This window comes from Ochrobactrum sp. A-1 (assembly GCF_022488005.1).
Taxonomy (GTDB): Bacteria; Pseudomonadota; Alphaproteobacteria; order Rhizobiales; family Rhizobiaceae; genus Brucella.
The window spans coordinates 548843-570778 of the sequence record NZ_JAKVQC010000007.1; the positions used below are offsets into that span (position 1 = coordinate 548843).

Here is a 21936-nt window from a genome sequence, read left to right on the forward strand (position 1 = left end):
TCTAGGGCTGAACTGAGCGTATCCATTCGAGACTGTCGGAAACAATCTTTTCCACGGTTTCGGCAATATCTGCGCGGAACACTAGCGGTTCCCCAACTGGGCTTTCGAGCGTAGCGATCTGGCTTTCCAGCATTGTCACCGGCATAAAATGGCCGGTGCGGTGTCCCATGTGCTCGTGCAATACTTCAAAACTGCCGTCCAGAAAGACAAACAGCACCGGCGCTCCTGCCGCAGAGCGAAGACGATCACGATAGCTCTTCTTTAGTGCGGAGCAAGAAATGACAATTCCATCGGTTGAGGCCGCTAGACGTTCACCGATTTTGTCGAGCCAGGGCCAGCGATCCTCATCCTGCAAAGGTATGCCCGCTGACATCTTATCGACATTGGACTTTGGATGCAGGGAATCGCCTTCAAGAAACGGGAGAGCCAGCGCGTCGGCAATCTTCTCACCCACGGTCGATTTTCCGGAACCCGAAACACCCATAACGATAATACGCAGCATCAGTTCCTCATACACTAGCGGTCATGCCGCCATCGACGTGCAGAACCTGTCCATTTACGAAAGAGGAGGCATCGCCGCTCAGGAATACCGCAGCGCCGACCAACTCTTCCACATCGCCCCAACGGCCCGCCGGCGTTCTTTTTTCCAGCCATGCCGTAAATTCGGGATTATCAACCAATGCCTGATTCAGTGGCGTCTTGAAATAGCCGGGAGCAATCGCATTGATCTGCAAACCATATCGGGCCCAATCAGTGGCCATGCCGCGTGTCAGGTTACGGATTGCCCCTTTTGTCGCTGTATAGGGCGCGATGGAAGGCCGCGCTAGTTCACTTTGAACCGAAGCAATGTTGATTATCTTGCCACGTCCTCGCGCGATCATATGGCGTGCTGCGGCCTGTCCGGCATAAAAAGCGCTGGAAATATTGGTTTCCAGAAGCTGTTGCCATTTCTCGATCGGATAATCTTCGAGCGGGGCGCGATACTGCATCCCGGCATTATTGACCAGAATATCGAGCGCCCCGACGTCCTCTTCAATCCCATCGATGGCCGCGCGAACTTCTTCGGCATCCGTCACATCAAATGCGGATGCAAAGATCGTATGCCCCTCTTTTTCCAATAGCGTGACTGCCGCATCCACCTTGGTCCGATCACGACCATTGATGATTACCGTTGCGCCATGTTCTGCAAGCCCTCGCGCCAATGCAAAACCGATGCCCTGGCTGGAACCGGTAATCAGGGCTATGCGCCCCTCCAGACTGAAAAGTTCAAAAGAAGAAGCCATCAGAAAGTTTCCAGCTTGAGACCCACGCGGCTTGCCGCCTGCACAATGTGGTGGCGCATCACTTCGCGCGCTCGCAACGGATCACGTGAATGGATGGCATCCCTGATTGCGGTGTGCTCATCGATTGTGATTTCGACAATTTGCTCAAGCACTGCTCGTGCACGCGCCGCATTGATTGCCTGATTGATCCTCTCGGCAATGAAACCGAGAACCAATGGAAAATACTCATTATGTGTTGCAGAAGCGAGTGCGCGGTGAAATGCGAGATCAGCAGCTATGCCGGTATCTGTCCATTTTTTCGAACCGCTCATTTCCGCGAGTGCTTCGTTAAGTTGCATCATGTCGTGTTCGTCATGATGCACTGCGGCGAGCCCTGCAGCTTCTATCTCCAACGCCATTCGCAACTGGAACAGGCTTCGGAAACTATCGCGATTGGCAAGTGTTTCAGGTTCTATTCGGATGGCATGGCGTTTATCGGGCTCCGTTACGAAAGCACCTACTCCCTGTCGAGTTTCAACCAAGCCTTCATTGCGCAACTGAGCAATCGCTTCACGTACAACTGAGCGACTGACACCGAAGCTTTGTGCGAGATTATGTTCTGTCGGCAGCTTTTGTCCCGGCAGAAGGCTACCTTCACTGATCTGCCGCGTAATTTCGGAAGCGATGCGTCCGGGAAGCTGCTCATTACGCCTGATTTCACCAAACAAAATGATAAAGCCTCCCTGATTACCCGTGCAAGTGGTGTGTCGTCAGCCTCTCGAAGAGTCAAGCGAAAGCTGGCAGCCCGGATTCATGATATTGCCCGGATCGAAGACTAGCTTGAGGCCTTCAAGCAGTTTTCGCCGTGCGGGGTCAATACGCTTTTCGAAATCTTCCCGCTTCAGGCGACCGATGCCGTGCTCGGCGCTGATGCTGCCAGCATAACGATCGAGAACAGCATTGATCGTTTCCTTTGCAAGCTTGATCCTCTTGTCTACCGCCGCAACGTCGAGACCGCTTTCAGGGATAACGTTGAGGTGCACATTACCGTCACCCACATGCCCGTAAGAAACAGCAAGACAATCCGGAAGAACCTCAGCCAGTTCGGTTTCAGCTTCAGTGACGAACGACGCCAGTTTTGACAGCGGGACCGATATGTCAGTGCGGAGGTGTTTGCCACGCAACGCCTGCCCTTCGTTCATCGCCTCGCGGAACATCCAGAGATTTTGACCTTGCGCACGAGATGACGCGATGGTTCCATCCAGAACGAGACCATCTTCCATTGCGCCGGCAAGAAACTGTTCCATCAAGGACGCTATATCGACCAGCCCAGAGCCTGAAATCTCCATCAAGACGTAGGCAGGATATTGTCCAAGCGGCATGGCAAGATCCGGCATCGCCTCTTGCGCCAAGGTAAAAGCCACCGGCGGCATGAATTCGAAAGCGGACATCAGATCACAGCACTGCACGCGTGCACGCCGATAAAGCGCAATAGCGTCAGCGAGCGAATTGAGTCCCAACAGTGCGATTTCCACCTTGTCCGGCAAAGGCGTCAGTTTGATTGCGACGCCGGTTACCACTCCCATAATGCCTTCAGCACCGATGAAAAGCTGTTTCAGATCAATGCCGCGATTGTCTTTCCGCAACGTTGAAAGACCGTTGAATATCGTGCCATCAGGCAAGACGACCTCCAACCCCAGGACCAACTCGCGTGTCATGCCGTACCGCAACACATTGATGCCGCCGGCATTGGTGCTGACATTTCCCCCGATGCGGCAGCTTCCCTGTGCGCCGAGGGCTAATGGAAAAAACATCCCTTTGGCTGCCAGTTTGTCTTTCAGTTCGGAGAGAATGCAGCCGGCATCAACAACCGCTGAAAAATCATCCGGGTCAACCTTTCGAATACGGTTCATCCGCTCAAGGCTTAGAACAACAAGATTATCTTGACCATCCGGTACACCGCCTTGCACAAGACCAGTATTTCCGCCCTGCGGAATGATGGACAATCCCAGTGAAGCGCAAGCTTTAACCACGGCGGAAACGTCCTCTGTCGAGCGCGGGCGGATCACAGCAACCGCTATATTCTCCACATCACCCGGCCAGTCCCGACAATAGCGGAGCATATCGCTTCGCGCGGTCATAACCAGATCATCACCCAAAAGGGTAACCAGATCAGTCTGCTTGTCTCCGGTCATGTCCCCCAAACCGTACATAATATCCTCTTGTTCATAGACCCGGTTGATGCGCAATCGGCTGCCGTGGATGTACGACAGCTTTGGGAACGCAACAGGCTTTTCCGTTTCATTCCTGTGGCAAGACGGAGAAAACTGTTTTCAACGCCTACATATAAGGTTATCAGACAACCCTACAACACAAATCTGGTGGGAGACTGGATAAGTGTCGTAATGGCAGCCAACGCCGGGTTTTCGAATAGGGGTGGCTGCAAGGCAGGGAGGAAGTTTTCCAAATGCATATCGCAATCATCGGCGCGGCGGGTATGGTCGGGCGCATGCTAACGCAGCGCCTTTCAAATGATGGTCACATCAGGGGAAAACCCATTGAAAAGCTTACCCTTATCGATATCGTAGCTGCAGAACCTCCTATCGGCTTTGCGGGATCGGTTGATGTTCTGGCCGCAGATATATCCACCACGGAAACCGCTCAGAAGATCGTTTCAGGACGCCCTGACGTCATCTTTCACCTAGCGGCAATCGTGTCAGGTGAAGCGGAGATCGATTTCGATAAAGGATATCGAATCAATCTGGACGGCACCCGGCATCTGTTCGATGCAATCAGGCTTGCTCACATTGCCGATCGCTATAAACCCCGCGCGGTTTTCACATCGTCCATTGCCGTTTTTGGCGCCCCTCTCCCCTACCCGATCCCCGATGAATTTCACACGACCCCGTTGACAAGTTACGGTACGCAGAAGGCAATCAGCGAACTTTTGTTGTCAGACTACACCCGTCGCGGCTTCTTTGACGGTATCGGCATTCGCCTGCCGACGATCTGCATACGTCCAGGCAAACCGAACAAGGCCGCATCCGGCTTTTTCTCCAACATCCTGCGCGAACCACTGTCCGGGCAGGAAGCTGTCTTGCCTGTTCCAGAAAATGTCCGACATTGGCATGCTTCACCACGCTCAGCCGTCGGCTTTCTGATCCATGGAGCTACCATCGATACGGAAGCGGTTGGAGCGCGTCGCAATCTTTCCATGCCCGGCCTCAGTGCCACGGTAGGCGAACAAATTGAGGCTTTGCGCCGCGTTGCCGGGCAAAAAGCCGTCGGTTTGATCAGACGCGAACCAGATGAAATGATCATGCGTATGGTTGCAGGCTGGGCGCCTGGTTTCGAGGCAAAACGCGCACAGGCCCTTGGCTTCACCGCAGAAACATCCTTTGATGAGATCATTCGCGTTTACATCGAAGATGAAATGGGAGGTAAGCTTTGATACGCAAGATCGCTTTTCTTGGAACCGGCCTGATGGGCTCACCAATGGCCAGTCGGCTTCTGGACGCGGGCTTTGATGTAACAGTCTGGAACCGAAACAGCGCCAAGTCTGCTCCTCTCGCTGAAAAAGGTGCCGCACTCGCTCAAACCGCCGCCGAAGCGGTAAAGAATGCCGATGTAGTCATCACGATGTTGACCGATGGTCCGGCAGTACGCGACGTTCTTTTCAACCAAGGAGCTGCTGACGCCTTGAAAAAAGGCAGTGCCGTCATTGACATGAGTTCAATTCCACCAGAGTTCGCACGCGCACATGCCAAGCGTCTGGAAGCAATTGGCGTCAATCATATCGATGCCCCAGTTTCCGGTGGCGTGATAGGTGCCCAGGAAGGCACACTTGCCATCATGGCCGGAGGAGACGAAACGATCATCTCCGACCTAGCCGATGTGTTCAAACCAATGGGACGCCTCACCCGCGTCGGCCCGTCAGGTGCCGGTCAGCTCGCAAAACTTGCCAATCAGCAGATTGTTGCCGTTACCATCGGAGCGATTGCAGAGGCAATGGTTTTAGTCGAAAAGGGCGGCGGGTCGCGCACTGCATTCCGGGATGCTATCCGCGGCGGTTTCTGTGAAAGCCGCATTCTCGAACTGCACGGCAAGCGGATGATCGACCGTAATTTCGAACCGGGCGGCACATCGCGCATTCAGCTAAAAGACCTCAATTCGATCCTCAAGACTGCGGGCGACCTGTCGTTAAGCTTGCCGTTGACCGAGACTGTACGCGAAGCCTTCGCCGCTTTTGTGGAAGACGGCGGCGGTGAGAAAGATCATAGCGCCCTGCTCCTTCATCTCGAAAAGCTTAACCAAAGCCACAAGAGCTAGCACGCAGGCAATCCAATTGCATTTGGGAGGTGCAATGAAGATCACCGCAATCGAGACCATTCGCATTGCTGAACGGCCAAACCTGTTGTGGGTGGAAGTTCATACGGACGAAGGAATTACCGGACTGGGTGAAACCTTTTTCATGTCCGAAACCGTTGAAGCTTATCTGCACGAATATGTTGCGCCGCGCGTTCTCGGTCGCGATCCGCTGCAGATCGATCTGCTAGCCTCTGACCTTGTGGGATATCTTGGTTTCCGTTCAACCGGAGCGGAAGTGCGGGGTAACTCTGCCTTCGATATCGCTCTGTGGGATCTATATGGCAAGGCTGCCAACCTCCCGATTGCTCAACTTCTCGGCGGCTTCAGCCGTCAATCCATCCGTACGTATAATACGTGTGCCGGAACGGAATACATCAAGAAGGCAACCGGCCAGCAATCCGCCAATTATGGTCTGGCTGGTGCAGGTGCCAGTTATGACGATCTTAATGGCTTCCTGCACCGCGCTGATGAACTCGCACTCTCATTGCTGGACGAAGGCATAACGGCAATGAAAATCTGGCCGTTCGACATGGCCGCAGAGAAAACACGCGGGCAGTATATTTCTCAACCTGATCTGAAGGCCGCATTGCAGCCTTTCGAGAAAATCCGTGCGGTTGTCGGTGACCGCATGGATATTATGGTGGAATTCCATTCAATGTGGCAGCTCTTGCCCGCTATGCAGATCGCCCGTGAACTCACGCCTTTCAAGACCTTCTGGCATGAAGACCCGATCAAGATGGACAGTCTTGGCAGCCTGAAACGTTATGCGGAAGCAAGCATTGCGCCAATCTGTGCCTCGGAGACTTTAGGAAGCCGCTGGGCGTTTCGCGATCTGCTCGAAACGGGTGTTGCCGGCGTTGTCATGCTCGATTTGAGCTGGTGCGGTGGCCTGTCAGAAGCGCGTAAGATCGCGGCTATGGCAGAAGCCTGGCATCTACCGGTCGCACCACATGACTGTACCGGGCCAGTCGTCCTCTGTGCTTCGACGCACCTGTCACTGAATGCACCGAACGCACTTATTCAAGAAAGCGTTCGCGCATTCTACAAGACCTGGTATCGCGATCTGGTCACGGCTTTGCCCGAAGTAAAGAACGGTATGATTACCGTGCCACCCGGCTCCGGGCTCGGTATGGAACTTAATCCAGAAATGGACAAAGCCTACTCGGTCAGTCGCAGAAAAACAGATCGATCTAATTCTTGAGATGGGCACGGACTGAAGACTGGACTCAACTCCAGACTGCTAATAACAATAGAACTATTGTTGTCAGACATCCTGACAACATATGACCTGTGGGAAACGGTCATGCATTGGGAGGTATCTGTGCAACACAAGCTTGAATTGAAAGCAACGACAATTTTGCCTGACGACAGCCATTCAGCGGTTTTGATCGGCCGTGTGTGGTCAAACGCCGAAAACGGCCCCTGTCCAGTATTGGTGAAAAACGGTCATGCGTACGATCTCTCCAGCTTGTCCGCTACAGTTTCAGGCCTTCTGGAGCGCAGTTCACTGATAAACGAATTGAAAGCTACAGAAAGCTTTCCGAATCTCGGCTCGGTGGACGATTTTCTTTCCGGTGAACGCGGAGAGTTACTTGCTCCTATCGATTTGCAATCCATCAAAGCGGCAGGCGTCACCTTTGCTGACAGCATGCTTGAACGTGTGATCGAAGAACAGGCAAAAGGTGACCCTTCCCGCGCCCGCGAAATTCGCGAACGTCTCGCCCCCGTCATCGGCGACAATTTGCGGGGTGTCGTGGCGGGGTCAGAGAAAGCGGCGGGCGTTAAAGCACTCCTGCAGGAAATGGGGCTCTGGTCCCAATATCTTGAGGTGGGCATTGGCCCTGATGCGGAAATCTTCACCAAATCTCAGCCTATGTCTGCGGTTGGCTGCGGCGCGACCGTTGGTATTCTACCGATTTCACAATGGAACAATCCCGAACCTGAAGTCGTACTGGTCGTCGCTTCAGACGGACGCATCGTCGGCGCAACTCTGGGGAACGATGTCAATCTCAGGGACGTCGAAGGACGTTCAGCTCTCCTGCTTGGCAAAGCCAAGGATAACAATGCTTCCTGTGCTATCGGTCCCTTCGTTCGCCTGTTCGATGGCGAATTCACCATGGATGTATTACGTAAGCTGAAGCTGTCGCTGACAGTCCATGGAGCTGACGGCTTAGAGATGACCGGCGAAAGCCCGATGGAAGCGATTAGCCGAGATCCCGAAAATCTCGCATCGCAGATGATGAACCGCAATCATCAATATCCGGATGGCGCGGTATTGTTCCTCGGTACGATGTTCGCGCCCGTCAAGGACCGTCGCGGAGCCGGACAAGGTTTCACGCACGAAGTCGGCGACCGTGTGGAGATATCAACTCCCAAGCTCGGTCGCCTCGTCAACTGGGTCGACCGGACCGACAAATGTCCTGAATGGACTTTCGGCATCAGAGCCTTGGTACACAACCTGCAGGCCCGCGATCTGCTCGATAAAGTCTGAGGGCGGACAGATGATGAAAGCCATAGACTTCTTCTACAAGATACTTGGTGCACTTCTCGTCTTTCTCCTTGCCGGCATGGCAATCATGGTCTTCGTCAACGTGATTTTGCGCTACGCCGCAAATTCCGGACTGACCGTATCAGAAGAACTTTCACGTTATTTCTTCGTTTGGGTAGCATTTCTCGGCGCAGTTCTCACGTTTAGAGAGAACAGCCATCTAGGCATTGAGTCACTGGTTGCCCGTTTTGGGCGACAGGGCCGCATTACATGCATGGCAATCAGCTATCTGATCGTCTTGTTATGCTCGGGCATTTTCTTCTGGGGCACATGGAAGCAATTCGACATCAACGCCAGCATGGTCGCACCCGTCACCGGGCTCTCGATGATCTGGGTCTACGGCGTCGGATTATTTACCGGCGGCGCAATGTTCATCATTGCAGCTGAACGTTTCCTTCGTGCCGTTACCGGTCGTCTGACCGATGAGGAAATTGCCACCTTTGCGGGCGAACATTCGCTCGACCATCTGATGGAGTAGACGACATGACGCTTGTGGTATTTGTCGGCTCGCTCCTCAGCGCTATGGCCATTGGTGTTCCGATTGCCTTCTCGCTTATGTTCTGCGGTGTCGTTCTCATGTTGTACATGGGGATGTTCAATACGCAGATCATCGCGCAAAATATGATTGCCGGGGTCGACTCCTTCACCCTTCTGGCAATCCCTTTCTTCATTCTGGCCGGTGAACTGATGAATTCCGGTGGCTTGTCCCGCCGCATCATTGATTTCGCCATAGCTTGTGTCGGTCATATTCGCGGCGGCCTCGGGGTCGTTGCCATTCTTGCGGCCATCATCATGGCCAGCGTATCAGGCTCGGCTGCGGCTGACACCGCGGCGCTTGCAACCATCCTCGTCCCTATGATGGCGAAAGCAGGCTATAACATCCCGCGCTCAGCCGGACTGATGGCAGCCGGTGGCATCATCGCACCGGTCATTCCGCCATCCATGGCAATGATCGTGTTCGGTGTTGCCGCCAATGTATCGATCACCCAGCTTTTCATGGCAGGCATCGTGCCGGGCCTGATGATGGGTATTGCCCTTCTCTTCACCTGGCAGATTGTTGTCAGAAAAGACAATCTAAAAGTACTTCCGAAGCAATCCGGTAAAGATCGGCTACAAGCGACCGCGCGCGCACTATGGGCGCTCGGTATGCCAATCATCATCCTCGGCGGCATTCGAATGGGTGTCATGACGCCAACAGAAGCCGCTGTAGTAGCCGCAGCCTATGCCCTCTTTGTTGGCATGTTCATCTATCGCGAACTCAGATTTGTCGATCTTTACGGCGTCTTTCTACGGGCCGCCAAAACGACCTCGGTCATTATGTTTCTTGTTGCCTCGGCGCTGGTTTCGTCATGGCTGATAACAGCAGCAAACATTCCGGCGGAAATCAGCGGCTATATCGCTCCGCTGATTGACAGCCCCAAACTGCTGATGTTTGCGATCATGATCCTGGTGCTCGTGGTCGGAACGGCGCTGGACCTTACGCCGACAATCCTGATCCTGACACCAGTCCTGATGCCGATTGTCAAACAAGCAGGTATCGACCCGGCCTATTTCGGTGTTTTGTTCATCATGAATAACAGTATCGGACTTATCACGCCGCCTGTTGGCGTGGTGCTGAATGTAGTCAGCGGCGTATCAAAGGTACCGCTTGGAAAAGTGGTCGCCGGCGTCAATCCGTTCCTGATTTCGCAGGTCATTGTCTTGTTCCTGCTGGTTCTGTTTCCAAATCTTGTTCTGGTGCCCATGAACTGGCTTCATTAAGTTTAACATCAACTCTGGGAGGAGAGTTCTATGAAAAAACTGATTATGCTGGCAACGACCGCCCTCATGGCGGGAGCGCTAACTGTACCTGCATTCGCCGAATTTCAAGATCGCAATATCCGCGTTTCGAACGGCATTAACGAGGATCATCCTGTCGGTAACGGCATCAAGGCCATGAATGAATGTCTTGCTGAAAAATCCGGCGGCAAGATGAAGATAACCGCGTTCTGGGGTGGAGCATTGGGAGGCGATTTGCAGGCAACGCAGGCACTGCGTTCCGGTGTACAGGAAGGCGTCGTCACATCGTCATCACCACTCGTCGGAATCGTTCCCGCGCTTGGCGTTTTCGACCTGCCATTTCTCTTTGCCAACGATGAAGAGGCAGATGCCGTCGTCGACGGCCCCTTCGGCAAGATGATGGACGAAAAGCTTGCTGCTGTCGGGCTCGTCAATCTTGCTTATTGGGAAAACGGCTTTCGAAACCTTTCGAATTCAAAGCATCCAGTTAATAAGTGGGAAGATTTCAGCGGCATGAAAGTCCGCGTGATGCAGAACAACATCTTCCTCGACACATTCCAGAATTTCGGTGCCAACGCGACGCCAATGGCTTTCGGTGAAATTTTCTCGGCGCTGGAAACAAAAGCTATCGACGCACAGGAAAACCCTTACGTCACAATCGATACGTCAAAATTCTTCGAAGTGCAGAAGTACATCACAGAAACGAAACATGCCTATACACCGTTTCTGTTCCTGTATTCCAAGCCGATCTTCGACACATATTCACCGGAAGAACAAGCTGCCTTGCGTGAATGTGCAGTTGTCGGCCGGGACGTTGAACGCAAGGTCATTCGCGAACTGAACCAGAAGTCGCTCGAGAAGATCAAGGAAGCGGGTCTGGAGGTAAACACACTCTCGCCGGAAGAGCATGCCCGCATGCTCGAGAAATCCCAGCCGATCTATGCCAAGTACAAGTCCCAGATCGGCGACGATGTCATTGACGCGGTACAAAAGCAGCTTGGTGAAATCCGCAAATAGTAAAAGCCTGAACAAAAAGAATAGGCCGCGCTTATTGCGCGGCCTATCTCATTTCGATCAAGCTGCTTTCAAACGATTGTTAACTCGTTCGGCCAGCTTGCGAGCCCGTGCAAGACTATCAGCTTGCTCGGCACTGAAGCGATCTTCTCCGATTTCCATAATCATGAACGTATCGGGCAAGAAAGTCAGTTCATCGAAAATTTCTTCCCACGGAATATCGCCCCATCCGATCGGCAGGTGCAGATCGCCAATGCCGAGGGCTGTTGCTTCGGCAGCATGATAAAACTTGTTCATCGTGTAAGGGCGACCAAAACTGTCGTGTATATGTAGATGTCCGGTCACAGGCGCCATAGCGCGAATCTGCGGACGCCAATCCAGACCCAAGCGTGTGCATTCAATATAGGCGTGGCTGAAGTCGATCAATCCACATACGGACGGATGATTGATCACGGCAACCGTTTCGGCGACCTGGGCCGGTGTCTGCCGATATTCAGCGTCGCTCATAGCGAAGATATTCTCCAGTGCGATCCGGACGCCATAGGTGTTTGCAAGCTCCGCCATTTCAGCGAGCGCATCTCGTTCCATCTTATCGAGATCAGGAATACGAGAAAGCGCTGGCGTGGGAGCATGGCCAGAGTGATGAACCAGAATTTCCGCCCCGACACGGTCGCAAAGTTCGAGCATCGCTCGAACGACCGCTTTCTGATATTCTAGATGCTCGCGATCCATGAAGTTGGAAACGATCTGTCCGTGGACACTGTAGCGCGTATCAAACTGTCTGGTGATATTGACAAGACGATCCACGCGTTGCGGAATGAGACGACCGCCCGAGATTATTTCCTCGCCATATAGCGACAATTCTACAGCTTCCGAACCAAGTTCGACGATGTTGCGGATTGCGCCCTCAAGCGTGCTGAAATTGCCGTCACCCGTCGGGGTGCAGAAGCCAATCGCTGATATTGTGTGGTCAGAGGTCATGATGCTCGTCCTGTCAGACATGAAAAATGCGCGAGCCGAATATCCGACATCGCGCATCCCCTCTGGCACGCGCCTATTTCAGGCGTATGACTATGAAAAACGATTTCTCCTCAATTGAGGGGGATAGCGTTTCCATCTTTGCTTGCCTGATATGTGTCGGACAATTCGTCATATTTGGCGAAAATAGCATCAAGTCGTTTGCCAAGACGCTGGCGGTCGGCATCAGGCAGGGAGGCAACCATCTTCGGGATCGAGTGACTATGCCAGAAGGCATTATCGCGGTTATATCCACCCGGCTCCAGCGTGAAGACTTCCTTGAGGATCTTCAAATCGTGGGGGATCGAGAAAGCATCTCGTGAATCCTCGTGACTGAACAGGTAGTAGAAATTGTCAAAGCCACTCCATGTAATTGCCGAAAGGCACATGGAACAAGGCTCATGAGTGGAAAGAAAGACCATGTCTTTCGTGTCCGGACGTCCGTTCTCCGGCATTTCGTAGAAACGCTTCAAGGTGTGCACTTCACCGTGCCAGAGTGGGTTTTCAGTTTCATTGTTAGTTTCCGCAAGAACAAGGGATAGATCCGATTTGCGCAACAAAGCTGCACCGAAAACCTTGTTGCCCTCTGCCACGCCTCGTTCGGTCAGCGGAATAACATTCTGCTCGATAACGTCGATCAGCTTTTCAAGCAGTTTCAGTTCATCTGTCTGCACAGTTCTATTCCTCCCGATGTTGCAGAAAAGCGCCGGGCTGTCTTAGCCCGGCGCATCTATTGTCACTCCGCAAAGAATGCGAAGCGGATGACGAAGAGTGCTGCAACCAGCCAGGTAGCCAGATGTACGTCACGCGCCTTGCCGGTGAAGGCTTTGAGCACGACGTAGCTGATGAAGCCAAAGGCCAAACCGTTTGCGATGGAATAGGTGAACGGGATAGCCAAAGCCGTCAGCGCTGCAGGTGCCGCTTCCGTTACATCGTGCCACTCGATCTCGGTCAGCTCACGCATCATCAAGCAAGCAACGTAGATCAGGGCCGGTGCTGTCGCATAGGCTGGAACCGAACCAGCGAGCGGCGAAATAAACAAGGCAGCAAGGAACAGGAGTGCCACAACCAGAGCGGTCAGACCTGTGCGACCGCCAGCCTGCACACCCGATGCGCTTTCGACATAAGCCGTCGTGGAAGACGTACCGAGAAGCGAACCACCAAGAATCGCCGTGCTATCGGCAAAAAGGGCGCGTCCAAGACGGTTTGGCTTCCCCGGTTCGATCAGGCCGCCGCGCTTTGCCACGCCAATCAGCGTGCCGGTAGCATCAAAAACTTCGACCAGCACGAAAACCAGAATCACGTGCAGAATGCCGGTATGCAGAGCGCCCATCACATCAAGCTGAAGGAAGGTTGGAGCCAGGCTCGGAGGGGCCGAGAAAATGCCGCCGAATTGACTGATGCCAAGAGCAATCGATGCCACAGTGACGACAAGAATACCAATGAGGATCGCTCCGCGAACTTTCAGGGCATCCAATACAGCGATGATGAAGAAGCCGGCAATTGCCAGCAGCGGACCTGATTTTGTCAGATCCCCAAGACCGACCAGGGTTGCTTGATTGCCAACAACCACGCCAGCGCTTTTCAAACCGATCAGCGCGAGAAACATACCGATACCTGCGGCAATCGCGCTACGCAGAGAATGCGGAATACCTTCGACCAACCAGCGACGTATGCCTGTCACCGTCAAAATCAGGAAGATAATGCCGGAAATGAAAACGGCGCCGAGCGCCTGCTGCCAGGAAAAGCCCATCGCCCCGACAACGGTGAAAGCGAAGAAAGCATTGAGGCCCATGCCGGGCGCCATACCGATTGGCCAGTTTGCGACGAGCGCCATGATGATCGAGCCGAGGGCTGCCGCAAGGCAGGTGGCAACGAAAACGGCGTTTTTATCCATACCCGTGGTGGACAGAATGTCCGGGTTTACGAAGATGATATAAGACATCGTCAGGAAGGTCGTCACGCCGGCAATGATTTCCGTTCTCGCCGTAGTGCCGTGTTCCTGTAATTTGAACAGCTTTTCGAGCATCGTCCCTCCAAGGCAAGCGCCCGTCAATCAGTTCCTCAGTTCGCATGAAATTGCGACGCGCAACATGTTGCGCTTCGTAATATGCCGAACCGAGGCAACCTATGCGATTGCCATAATGTTAGTTGCCGCTGCAGATTTGCAGTCGGACATGTTCCCCATACACCCATCGCGGACAAAAGCACAGTTCTGCCGTGTAAGTGCCAGTTTGTTGACATGATTTAGTGTGGACTGAGATTTCGCCGCGCGCCAGTCACTCATTTGTCGGGAAATATTTGAAACAGATTTAAAAAAGACAGCTCGCAGGAGCGGTTTTGATAGTTCTAACTGATTGTTTACAATGAACTTTGCAACAATATAGCCGTGCCATACATGCCAAGAGCGAAAACCGTATGCGCGACAAGATTGTGGCCTGACCCCATAGGGTGGTCCGGTTTCAATCTTAGTTCATGATCGGCCTTGGGGCTATTGCCTGGGCAGATGACGGTGCTGCTCCGCTTGCTGGCGCAGGCCAGATGATGGCCTCGGGTGCCGGTGGCTTGTATCCAAGCGACGAGTGTGGCCTCTCGGTGTTGTAGTACCGCCGCCAGGCTTCGATGATGATCTTGGCCTCGGCGAGGCTGTAGAAGATCTCACCGTCGAGCAGTTCGTCGCGGAGCTTCGAGTTGAAGCTCTCGCAGTAGCCGTTCTCCCAAGGGCTTCCAGGTTCGATGAACGCTGTCTTTGCGCCGACGGCTACGATCCACTCCCGTACAGCCTTGGCGATGAACTCCGGGCCGTTGTCGGAACGGACATGGCCGGGCACACCACGCAGGATGAACAGGTCCGACAGGGCGTCGATGACGTCGGTCGAGTTGAGCTTGCGATCGATGCGGATTGCAAGGCATTCCCTGGTGAACTCGTCGATGATGTTGAGCATGCGGAATCTCCTGCCATCGTGGGTCCGACCCTCGACGAAGTCATAGGACCAGACATGGTTTGGATGCTCGGGTCGAAGCCGGATGCACGATCCGTCATTCAACCAGAGCCGCCCCTTCTTCGGTTGCTTCTGGGGAACCTTCAGCCCCTCCCGCCGCCAGATCCGTTCGACACGCTTGGCGTTCACCGTCCAGCCTTCAGACCGCAGCATCGCCGTGATCCTGCGATAGCCATAACGGCCATAGCGGGAAGCGAGCCGGATGATGTCGGAGGTCAACGCCTCTTCATCGGGCCGGCCTTGCGGCTTTTTGCGCTGGGTCGAACGATGCTGGCCGAGAACCTTGCAGGCAAACCGCTCCGACACGGAGAACTTCGCCATGACACGATCGACGCAACGGCGACGGCGAGCGGGGCTCAGAAGTTTCCCGAGGCAGCCTCTTTCAGGATCAGCTTCTCGAGTGTCAGGTCCGAGACCGCCTTGCGCAGCCGGTCATTCTCTTTCTCGAGCTCCTTCAGCCGCTTCACCTGGTCACCCTTCAGGCCACCGAACTCCTTGCGCCACCGGTAATACGTAAACTGCGTCACGCCGATCAAACGGACCGCTTCTCCGACAGAACGACCTTGCGACAACAGAACATCGACTTGGCGCAGCTTCGCCACGATCTCTTCGGGTTTGTGCTTCTTCTGGGGCATTCCAACGTCCTCCTACGGCTCAATAGCCTACTTCAGGGAGGACCACTTTTCAGGGGGCAGACCAATTGAGTAAACGTATGTCACGTGCATTCGGCAATTTGGATGCCGCCCAGCCGATTCCCAAGCCGGGCTGCAACAGGAACCACCCTGCCGCCACAGTGAGTACACCAAAAATCCAAACTGGCAGAAATATTGGATCGGAAAACCACTCGGCGCCACCATAAATGGCAAAGATGATGCCGTAAAGAATGCCAACCGCATAATGCCCGATCCAGCCAAGCACTACTTCATGCTTATAGGGTTCAGCATCGGAAATATCATCGTGGAAAATTTGCCCATGGCGAAGATGCCAGAACCAGCGGCCGACCAGCCCCCAATTCGGAAGCGTCTGTCCTGGCATTGTGGCTAGCAGAAGCGCCCACAAGTCCATTACGACCGTTGCGCCGATCCCGACCAGGATTCCACGCCAAATAATGTCCATGTTGATTGTTCCTCTGCATCACCGGGCGGTCAGATAAGCCTGAGACCGCCCGATGATGCAAGTGATAGATATGCGTGCACTCCTGCATTCCACGTAATACTTACTGGCAATGAACTTCGCACGATAAACAACATGTATCGGCAATAGACTCTGCTATGAAATAAGGGCGATGAAGATAGGCAAACCATCCGCAGCTACAACGGAAAGGCCGTATCTTCATCGCCTGCCCCCGCAAAAATAGACTGGCGGAAAATCAAAGGGACGACAATCGTGATCTGTCCCAAAATGGTACGGTTTACGTCTCATTTTCAGTGTAAGCTAGGTTTCACGCTGCTGTTCGCATGTTAAGCAAAATTTCGCAGGCGGGAACTGAAATCCAAGATAAAAAAATGATTGTATTAGCTATACACAAAACAAAAGCGCCGGGACTGGAGACCGACGCTTTGTCACTTTATTCGATTTTTACTTACGGGGCGATCTTTCATGAGACACGCCATAAGTTATTACTTACCGAAAACGGCGCTCTGGATCTGCGAACGCGAAACACCGATATCGGCAAGAAGATGGTCGTCCATCGCACCGAGTTCACGGATAGCGCGGCGGCGAGATACGAACTGCTGTACTTTCTGACGAATGTTCATTTGCTTTCTCCTCGTTTGGATGATTGCTAAATAGGCGTTTGCCCAAATTTCGACCACGGATATGATTGCAAATGAGGCATGCGTTTTTGCTTGAGCTCAACACCTTGAAAAGGCCGAGTTTACTTCTCTCCCAAGCAATGGCTTGCTTATAGACTTAAATGCAGAATTTCAGAAATGTCTTTTGCCAATAGGCTCCTAATCGATTAAAGGAGCGAAAGGAACGAACTCCTCCCCCGTTTCTTTCGGACATCGTCATGCTTTATGGTATTTTTCTCGCGTTTGCATCCTATGCGGCATTCGCTGTCAGCGACGCCTGCGTCAAATTTCTTGATGGCACGCTCTCGCCATACGAAATCGCATTCTTCGGTGCAGTGCTGGGTCTACTGGCTATTCCTTTTACAAAGAAAGCTGACGATGCATGGATCGATATGTTTCGCACCACCAACGTCAAGATGTGGCTGTTGCGGACCGTAACCGCTGCCATAGGCACGATAGGGAGCGTTACGGCATTCACGCATCTCTCCATGGCAGAAGCCTTCGCGCTCATTTTCCTGCTCCCGGCCTATGTAACAATACTTTCAGTGGTGTTCTTGAAGGAGCAGGTTGGCTGGCGGCGATGGTCTGCAGTTCTCATCGGTTTTGTCGGCGTTCTGATTGTGCTTCGCCCCGGATTCAGGGAGCTCTCAATCGGTCATCTCGGCGCGCTTGCCGCTGGCATGGGTGGTGCGATGAGCATCATCATCTTCCGGGTTATGGGCAAGCACGAAAAGCGCATATCGCTTTATACAAGCGGGCTAATCGGCCCTATTGTCATCTGCGGGGCCTTGATGACCCCGTCCTATGAAGCGCCAAATACCGAGCAATGGGTTTATCTCGCGGGCTACGGCCTGCTTGCAGCCCTCGCCAATATCCTCTTGATGCTTGCGGCCCAACGCGCTCCAGCGAGCGCTATTGCCTCTCCACAGTATAGCCAGATGATCTGGGCGATCCTTTTCGGATATTTTGTTTTCCACGATCATATAGACACGCCAATGCTGATCGGCATTGCTCTCATTACCATTTCCGGCCTCTTCACCTTCATCCGCGAGAGACAACGTGGCGTTGAGGGGCCTCCGGCTGTTGTCACATCGGAACCAACTCCGGCGCTTTTGGAAGACAAAGTAGAACAATCTTGAAGGTCAACAGCGACAAGTTCGCGCTTGTCTCCGACGTTGCCTGCTTCTACGATGTGGCAGCTGTCCATGATCGACGGAATAACACTTAAAACAGAAGTGCTTAGGACATTGACCTGATTCAATCATATCGAGACGCACCAAGCATTTTTCCGATAGCGATCTGTGTTTGGATGTGCTCTGACGCGGGCAGAAGCACGCGAAATATACTGTCAAAGGACTAGGGAAATGACCGATAAACGGGCGATGTGGACCTATTACAAGGGCGAATGGCGTGAAGGAGATGTTCGCATTCTTGGTGCAGCATCACAAGCGACTTGGCTTGGTTCGCTAGTATTTGACGGCGCGCGCTTGTTTGAAGGTGTTACACCGGATCTTGACCGTCACTCAGCACGTGCAAACGACTCAGCCTGTGCTCTGGGACTGGAACCAACACTCTCCGCCAACGATATCGAAGCTCTTGCGCGCGAGGGTCTGAAAAAATTCACGCCCGGAACAGATGTTTATATCCGTCCCATGTACTGGGCAGAAGAAGGTGACGCCAGCACAGTCGCTCCACTTGCATCATCCACGGATTTCGCACTCTGCCTTGAAGCGATCCCTATGGTTGAGCCGAAGGGTTTCACCATCACCACGACGTCGTTCCGTCGGCCATATCTGGAAGTCATGCCCGTCAATGCCAAGGCGGCTTGCCTCTATCCAAACAATGCGCGAATGCTGCGGGAAGCAAAGGCAAAGGGCTTTAACAATGCATTGGTGACTGACGTTGTTGGCAATGTTGCCGAAACAGCTACCTCGAACGTTTTCATGGTGCGTGGCGACGAAGTTTTCACGCCAGTTCCCAACGGCACATTCCTTAACGGCATCACGCGCCAGCGTGTCATCAATTTGCTGCGCGCAGCGGGCGTCACCGTTCACGAAACGACACTGAAGATCGAAGACTTCCGCCAGGCAGACGAAATCTTCTCCTCCGGCAATATGAGCAAAGTCGTGCCGATTATCGGTTTCGATGATCGCAAACTGGAATATGGGCCGCTGACCAAACGCGCTCGTGCTCTTTATTGGGAGTGGGCTCACGCCTGATATCCAAACACAACATCTCCGGTCGTTGGACCGAAGAGGTTTGTTCCTTCTCCCACAATAGCTGACCCCATCATCACATGATCGAACATCCGCCCCTTTTTCTCGCAATCGCAGTTATTGCGGCATTTGTTGTCGGGCTTTCGAAAGGTGGCTTGCCGTCGGTCGGTACACTTGCCGTTCCGTTGATGGCATTGGTCATATCACCAGTTACTGCTGCTGCGCTTTTGCTTCCGATCTATGTCATCAGCGACATGTTCGGCTTGTATCTTTATCGCCACCACTTTTCCGCACGTAATCTGGCGATACTGACCCCGGCGGCAATTCTCGGCGTAGGCATTGGGTGGATGTTCAGCGCGCATCTGTCTCCGACATTCATCGGAATGCTTGTCGGATTGGTCGGCATCCTTTTCTGTTTCAACGCGTGGTTCGGAGCACGCTATCGCAAGAAGGCGCGCAAGGCGGACGTCCCCGGCGGTGTCTTTTGGGGTGTGCTTACAGGCCTTACCAGTTTCGTCTCTCATTCCGGCGCACCACCGTTTCAGATGTATGTGCTCCCGCAGCACCTTCCAAAACTGGTTTTCGCTGGCACATCGACTATACTCTTTGCCATAGTCAACGCCGTAAAGCTTGTGCCCTACTGGCAATTGCAGCAGTTTTCCAATCTCGATACATCCCTCGGCCTTTGGCTTGTTCCTGCTGCCGTCATTGGAACCTTTGTTGGCGCAAAGCTGACACGGATCATGCCTGACGGTCCATTTTTCCTGCTGGTGCAGCTGACATTGTTCGGACTTTCCATCAAGCTGATTGCCGACTGGATTACGCCTTATTTCTTCGGTTGAATACATTCGGTCACCGCTTGCAACACTTCACCCCTTCGGTCACGATGCTTTCATCAAGCGCCTTTTGGGAGAGAGGAAGCGGGGATGGCCGATGCTGATGCGATAATCATTGGAGCAGGACTGGCGGGACTTGTCGCCGCTCACGAACTGGCTGCAGCCGGACGCAAAGTCATTCTCTTCGAACAGGAAGGTGAAAATTCCATCGGTGGACAAGCTTTCTGGTCTCTCGGTGGGCTCTTCATGGTCGACAGTCCCGAACAGCGTCGCCTTGGCATCAAAGACAATATCGATCTCGCGCGACAGGACTGGTTCGGATCGGCACAGTTTGACCGTCCCGAAGATCATTGGCCAAAACGCTGGGCTGAATCCTATCTGGAGTTTGCCTCCGGAGAAATGCGGCCCTGGCTTCATGGTCTCGGCATGCGTTGGTTTCCTGTTGTCGGATGGGCAGAGCGTGGTGGAGCAAAAGCAGATGGACATGGTAACTCAGTGCCGCGCTTTCATGTGACCTGGGGAACAGGACCTGCTGTCGTAGCACCGTTCGAACGGTCGCTCCGCGGAGCAATCAGCAAAGGACTCATAACCCTAAAATGCCGTCATAGAGTCAACAGCATCGCTACTACCGGCGGGCGCGTCAGTGGTGTCTATGGAGAGGTGCTGGCACCATCGACTGTCGAGCGTGGGCAATCTTCGTCACGCGATACCATTGGCGAATTTGCCTATTTTGCTGACTGCGTAATCGTCACGTCCGGCGGCATAGGCGGTGACCCGGACAAGGTTCGAAGGGCGTGGCCACGCGACAGACTCGGTATTCCTCCGAAAGAAATGGTATTGGGCGTTCCGGCTCATGTCGACGGGCGCGGGATCGATATTGCCGTTGCTGCGGGCGGGCATGTCATCAATGCCGATCGCATGTGGCACTATACGGAAGGCGTGCGAAACTGGAACCCGATCTGGCCGAACCATGGCATTCGCATTCTGCCCGGACCGTCATCCATGTGGTTCGATGCCAAGGGTAATCGTCTTCCTGCCCCATATCTTCCAGGGTTCGATACGCTTGGCACGCTCAAGCACATTCTTTCGACCGGCCACGACTATTCCTGGTTTATTTTGACCGAGAAGATCATCCACAAGGAATTCTCTCTGTCAGGATCGGAGCAAAACCCCGACCTCACCAGCAAGGACTGGAAGCTATTGCTCAAAAGCCGTCTCGGCAAAGCACCGCCACCGCCGGTCAAGGCATTTCTGGATAATGGGGTAGATTTCATTACAGCGGGGAATCTGAACGAACTCGTTGCAAAAATGAATGGTTTGACGGGAGAAAAGCTTCTTAGACCTGATCATATCCGCGATCAAATCGAAGCGCGGGATCGCGAAATAACGAACCGCTACTCCAAGGATGCGCAGGTGATAGCAATTCACAATGCCCGCGCCTATATCGGAGACCGTCTCACGCGCGCGGTGCCACTGCATTCTCTGCTCGACCCAACCAATGGTCCGCTTATTGCTGTCAAACTTCATATTTTGACGCGCAAGACGCTTGGTGGCTTGCATACCGATATGGATGCCCAGGTACTTAATGCGGCTGGCGAAAAAGTGCCTGGATTATATGCAGCAGGCGAGGCTGCGGGATTTGGCGGCGGCGGTTATCATGGTTACAACGCGCTTGAAGGAACATTTCTCGGTGGCTCCATCTTTTCCGGGCGGACAGCCGGACGTGCAGCAGCAGCCACAATATGACTCCCATTCCTGAAAAATATGAGACGCAACATCGGCCTTCAGCGGCCTCATTCCATATATGATTTTTTTATTTTTTGGTGTTGCGCCTACTCTCGAAACCCTATGCGGTGCGGCAACATAATGCCCCTGTAAGAAACAGGGAGTCCCTAAGGGGCAGTTCAGGCATGACAATGGATTTCGCCGTCCTTGCAATTGGGATTGGCTTTTTCGCACTGATATTCGGCTATTTGCGCATCTGCGAACGGCTTTGAGGCATCGCCATGATGATTGAATACATCGCTGGCGCTCTGGTTGCAGCCTTCATAGCCGCTTATCTCCTTTACGCGCTCATACGACCGGAGCGGTTCTAGGCCAA

At 53.4% G+C, this 21936-nt stretch carries 22 protein-coding genes; 12 read left to right on the plus strand and 10 right to left on the minus strand.

Features of this window, described 5'->3' with window-relative positions; genetic code table 11:
• Position 1: 1 nt before the first annotated feature.
• Genes MKS82_RS20535 through MKS82_RS20550 form a run of 4 tightly spaced genes read right to left on the minus strand, consistent with a single transcriptional unit; the run spans position 2 to position 3475 of the window.
• Positions 2-502: a gluconokinase gene (locus MKS82_RS20535; protein WP_109986510.1), complete on the minus strand. Its 501-nt coding sequence runs from the start codon at positions 500-502 to the stop codon at positions 2-4.
• Between the two features lie 7 nt (positions 503-509).
• Positions 510-1283, minus strand: a complete 774-nt coding sequence (locus MKS82_RS20540; protein WP_109986509.1) for an SDR family oxidoreductase — start codon at positions 1281-1283, stop codon at positions 510-512.
• Positions 1283-1990 (minus strand): FadR/GntR family transcriptional regulator, encoded by a 708-nt coding sequence (locus tag MKS82_RS20545; protein ID WP_109986508.1) that lies wholly within the window; start codon positions 1988-1990, stop codon positions 1283-1285. The genes MKS82_RS20540 and MKS82_RS20545 overlap by 1 nt, the downstream gene beginning before the upstream one ends.
• Before the next feature lie 42 nt (positions 1991-2032).
• Complete coding sequence (locus tag MKS82_RS20550) at positions 2033-3475, minus strand: FAD-binding oxidoreductase (protein WP_109986507.1); 1443 nt, start codon at positions 3473-3475, stop codon at positions 2033-2035.
• A gap of 254 nt (positions 3476-3729) precedes the next feature.
• On the opposite strand from MKS82_RS20550, the gene denD reads away from it, so the two are divergent.
• The 7 genes from denD (at position 3730) to MKS82_RS20585 (ending at position 10974) form a co-directional block, all read left to right on the plus strand.
• Positions 3730-4713 (plus strand): D-erythronate dehydrogenase, encoded by a 984-nt coding sequence (gene denD / locus MKS82_RS20555; protein ID WP_109986506.1) that lies wholly within the window; start codon positions 3730-3732, stop codon positions 4711-4713.
• Complete coding sequence (locus MKS82_RS20560) at positions 4710-5591, plus strand: NAD(P)-dependent oxidoreductase (RefSeq protein ID WP_109986505.1); 882 nt, start codon at positions 4710-4712, stop codon at positions 5589-5591. The genes denD and MKS82_RS20560 overlap by 4 nt, the downstream gene beginning before the upstream one ends.
• A 34-nt stretch (positions 5592-5625) precedes the next feature.
• The gene (locus MKS82_RS20565) at positions 5626-6831 is read left to right on the plus strand and encodes a mandelate racemase/muconate lactonizing enzyme family protein (RefSeq protein WP_109986504.1); all 1206 of its coding nucleotides are present in this window, start codon (positions 5626-5628) and stop codon (positions 6829-6831) included.
• Positions 6832-6933: 102 nt separating this feature from the next.
• A complete protein-coding gene (locus tag MKS82_RS20570) occupies positions 6934-8121 on the plus strand; it encodes a fumarylacetoacetate hydrolase family protein (RefSeq protein WP_181394236.1) in 1188 nt (395 codons plus the stop codon).
• Between the two features lie 10 nt (positions 8122-8131).
• Entirely contained in the window at positions 8132-8656 is a 525-nt protein-coding gene (locus MKS82_RS20575) for a TRAP transporter small permease (protein ID WP_109986503.1), read from the plus strand.
• Between the two features lie 5 nt (positions 8657-8661).
• Positions 8662-9939, plus strand: coding sequence for a TRAP transporter large permease (locus MKS82_RS20580; RefSeq protein ID WP_109986502.1), 1278 nt, complete (start codon positions 8662-8664; stop codon positions 9937-9939).
• Between the two features lie 30 nt (positions 9940-9969).
• Entirely contained in the window at positions 9970-10974 is a 1005-nt protein-coding gene (locus tag MKS82_RS20585) for a TRAP transporter substrate-binding protein (RefSeq protein ID WP_109986501.1), read from the plus strand.
• Between the two features lie 57 nt (positions 10975-11031).
• Here MKS82_RS20585 and MKS82_RS20590 read toward each other — a convergent pair whose 3' ends face one another.
• The 6 genes from MKS82_RS20590 to MKS82_RS20615 form a co-directional block, all read right to left on the minus strand.
• Positions 11032-11952 carry a sugar phosphate isomerase/epimerase family protein gene (locus tag MKS82_RS20590; RefSeq protein ID WP_109986643.1) on the minus strand — a complete coding sequence of 307 codons (921 nt, stop codon included), beginning with the start codon at positions 11950-11952 and terminating at the stop codon, positions 11032-11034.
• A 110-nt stretch (positions 11953-12062) separates the two neighbouring features.
• Positions 12063-12662: a nucleoside deaminase gene (locus MKS82_RS20595; protein ID WP_109986500.1), complete on the minus strand. Its 600-nt coding sequence runs from the start codon at positions 12660-12662 to the stop codon at positions 12063-12065.
• A gap of 62 nt (positions 12663-12724) precedes the next feature.
• Positions 12725-14017 (minus strand): NCS2 family permease, encoded by a 1293-nt coding sequence (locus MKS82_RS20600; protein WP_109986499.1) that lies wholly within the window; start codon positions 14015-14017, stop codon positions 12725-12727.
• 439 nt (positions 14018-14456) lie between these two features.
• Positions 14457-15625, minus strand: a protein-coding gene (locus tag MKS82_RS20605) for an IS3 family transposase (RefSeq protein ID WP_102770881.1) whose coding sequence is annotated in 2 segments (ribosomal slippage) — positions 14457-15361 and positions 15361-15625 — 1170 coding nt in all. Because the reading frame shifts where the segments join, the coding sequence is not laid out codon by codon here.
• A 49-nt stretch (positions 15626-15674) separates the two neighbouring features.
• Complete coding sequence (locus MKS82_RS20610) at positions 15675-16106, minus strand: DUF2938 domain-containing protein (RefSeq protein WP_240579205.1); 432 nt, start codon at positions 16104-16106, stop codon at positions 15675-15677.
• A 503-nt stretch (positions 16107-16609) separates the two neighbouring features.
• Positions 16610-16747 carry a DUF1127 domain-containing protein gene (locus tag MKS82_RS20615; protein WP_006471330.1) on the minus strand — a complete coding sequence of 46 codons (138 nt, stop codon included), beginning with the start codon at positions 16745-16747 and terminating at the stop codon, positions 16610-16612.
• Between the two features lie 254 nt (positions 16748-17001).
• Between MKS82_RS20615 and MKS82_RS20620 the strand changes: the two genes are divergently transcribed.
• The 5 genes from MKS82_RS20620 (at position 17002) to kdpF (ending at position 21931) form a co-directional block, all read left to right on the plus strand.
• Complete coding sequence (locus MKS82_RS20620) at positions 17002-17922, plus strand: DMT family transporter (protein WP_109986497.1); 921 nt, start codon at positions 17002-17004, stop codon at positions 17920-17922.
• A 225-nt stretch (positions 17923-18147) separates the two neighbouring features.
• Positions 18148-19002, plus strand: coding sequence for a branched-chain amino acid aminotransferase (locus MKS82_RS20625; protein ID WP_109986496.1), 855 nt, complete (start codon positions 18148-18150; stop codon positions 19000-19002).
• Between the two features lie 77 nt (positions 19003-19079).
• Positions 19080-19841: a sulfite exporter TauE/SafE family protein gene (locus MKS82_RS20630; RefSeq protein ID WP_109986495.1), complete on the plus strand. Its 762-nt coding sequence runs from the start codon at positions 19080-19082 to the stop codon at positions 19839-19841.
• Between the two features lie 84 nt (positions 19842-19925).
• Positions 19926-21581 (plus strand): FAD-binding dehydrogenase, encoded by a 1656-nt coding sequence (locus tag MKS82_RS20635; RefSeq protein ID WP_109986494.1) that lies wholly within the window; start codon positions 19926-19928, stop codon positions 21579-21581.
• A 260-nt stretch (positions 21582-21841) separates the two neighbouring features.
• A complete protein-coding gene (kdpF, locus tag MKS82_RS20640; RefSeq protein ID WP_081104515.1) occupies positions 21842-21931 on the plus strand; it encodes a K(+)-transporting ATPase subunit F in 90 nt (29 codons plus the stop codon).
• Positions 21932-21936 lie beyond the last annotated feature (5 nt).

Bases quoted from the DNA above. Each gene is read 5' to 3' on its own strand.
- MKS82_RS20575 (WP_109986503.1), top strand. From the start codon at position 8,132: ATGATGAAAGCCATAGACTTCTTCTACAAGATACTTGGTGCACTTCTC.
- MKS82_RS20600 (WP_109986499.1), bottom strand. From the start codon at position 14,017: ATGCTCGAAAAGCTGTTCAAATTACAGGAACACGGCACTACGGCGAGA.
- MKS82_RS20580 (WP_109986502.1), top strand. From the start codon at position 8,662: ATGACGCTTGTGGTATTTGTCGGCTCGCTCCTCAGCGCTATGGCCATT.
- MKS82_RS20550 (WP_109986507.1), bottom strand. From the start codon at position 3,475: ATGTACGGTTTGGGGGACATGACCGGAGACAAGCAGACTGATCTGGTT.
- MKS82_RS20630 (WP_109986495.1), top strand. From the start codon at position 19,080: ATGATCGAACATCCGCCCCTTTTTCTCGCAATCGCAGTTATTGCGGCA.
- MKS82_RS20625 (WP_109986496.1), top strand. From the start codon at position 18,148: ATGACCGATAAACGGGCGATGTGGACCTATTACAAGGGCGAATGGCGT.
- denD (WP_109986506.1), top strand. From the start codon at position 3,730: ATGCATATCGCAATCATCGGCGCGGCGGGTATGGTCGGGCGCATGCTA.
- MKS82_RS20635 (WP_109986494.1), top strand. From the start codon at position 19,926: ATGGCCGATGCTGATGCGATAATCATTGGAGCAGGACTGGCGGGACTT.
- MKS82_RS20610 (WP_240579205.1), bottom strand. From the start codon at position 16,106: ATGGACATTATTTGGCGTGGAATCCTGGTCGGGATCGGCGCAACGGTC.
- MKS82_RS20590 (WP_109986643.1), bottom strand. From the start codon at position 11,952: ATGACCTCTGACCACACAATATCAGCGATTGGCTTCTGCACCCCGACG.
- kdpF (WP_081104515.1), top strand. From the start codon at position 21,842: ATGATGATTGAATACATCGCTGGCGCTCTGGTTGCAGCCTTCATAGCC.
- MKS82_RS20535 (WP_109986510.1), bottom strand. From the start codon at position 502: ATGCTGCGTATTATCGTTATGGGTGTTTCGGGTTCCGGAAAATCGACC.
- MKS82_RS20615 (WP_006471330.1), bottom strand. From the start codon at position 16,747: ATGAACATTCGTCAGAAAGTACAGCAGTTCGTATCTCGCCGCCGCGCT.
- MKS82_RS20620 (WP_109986497.1), top strand. From the start codon at position 17,002: ATGCTTTATGGTATTTTTCTCGCGTTTGCATCCTATGCGGCATTCGCT.
- MKS82_RS20570 (WP_181394236.1), top strand. From the start codon at position 6,934: ATGCATTGGGAGGTATCTGTGCAACACAAGCTTGAATTGAAAGCAACG.
- MKS82_RS20565 (WP_109986504.1), top strand. From the start codon at position 5,626: ATGAAGATCACCGCAATCGAGACCATTCGCATTGCTGAACGGCCAAAC.
- MKS82_RS20585 (WP_109986501.1), top strand. From the start codon at position 9,970: ATGAAAAAACTGATTATGCTGGCAACGACCGCCCTCATGGCGGGAGCG.
- MKS82_RS20540 (WP_109986509.1), bottom strand. From the start codon at position 1,283: ATGGCTTCTTCTTTTGAACTTTTCAGTCTGGAGGGGCGCATAGCCCTG.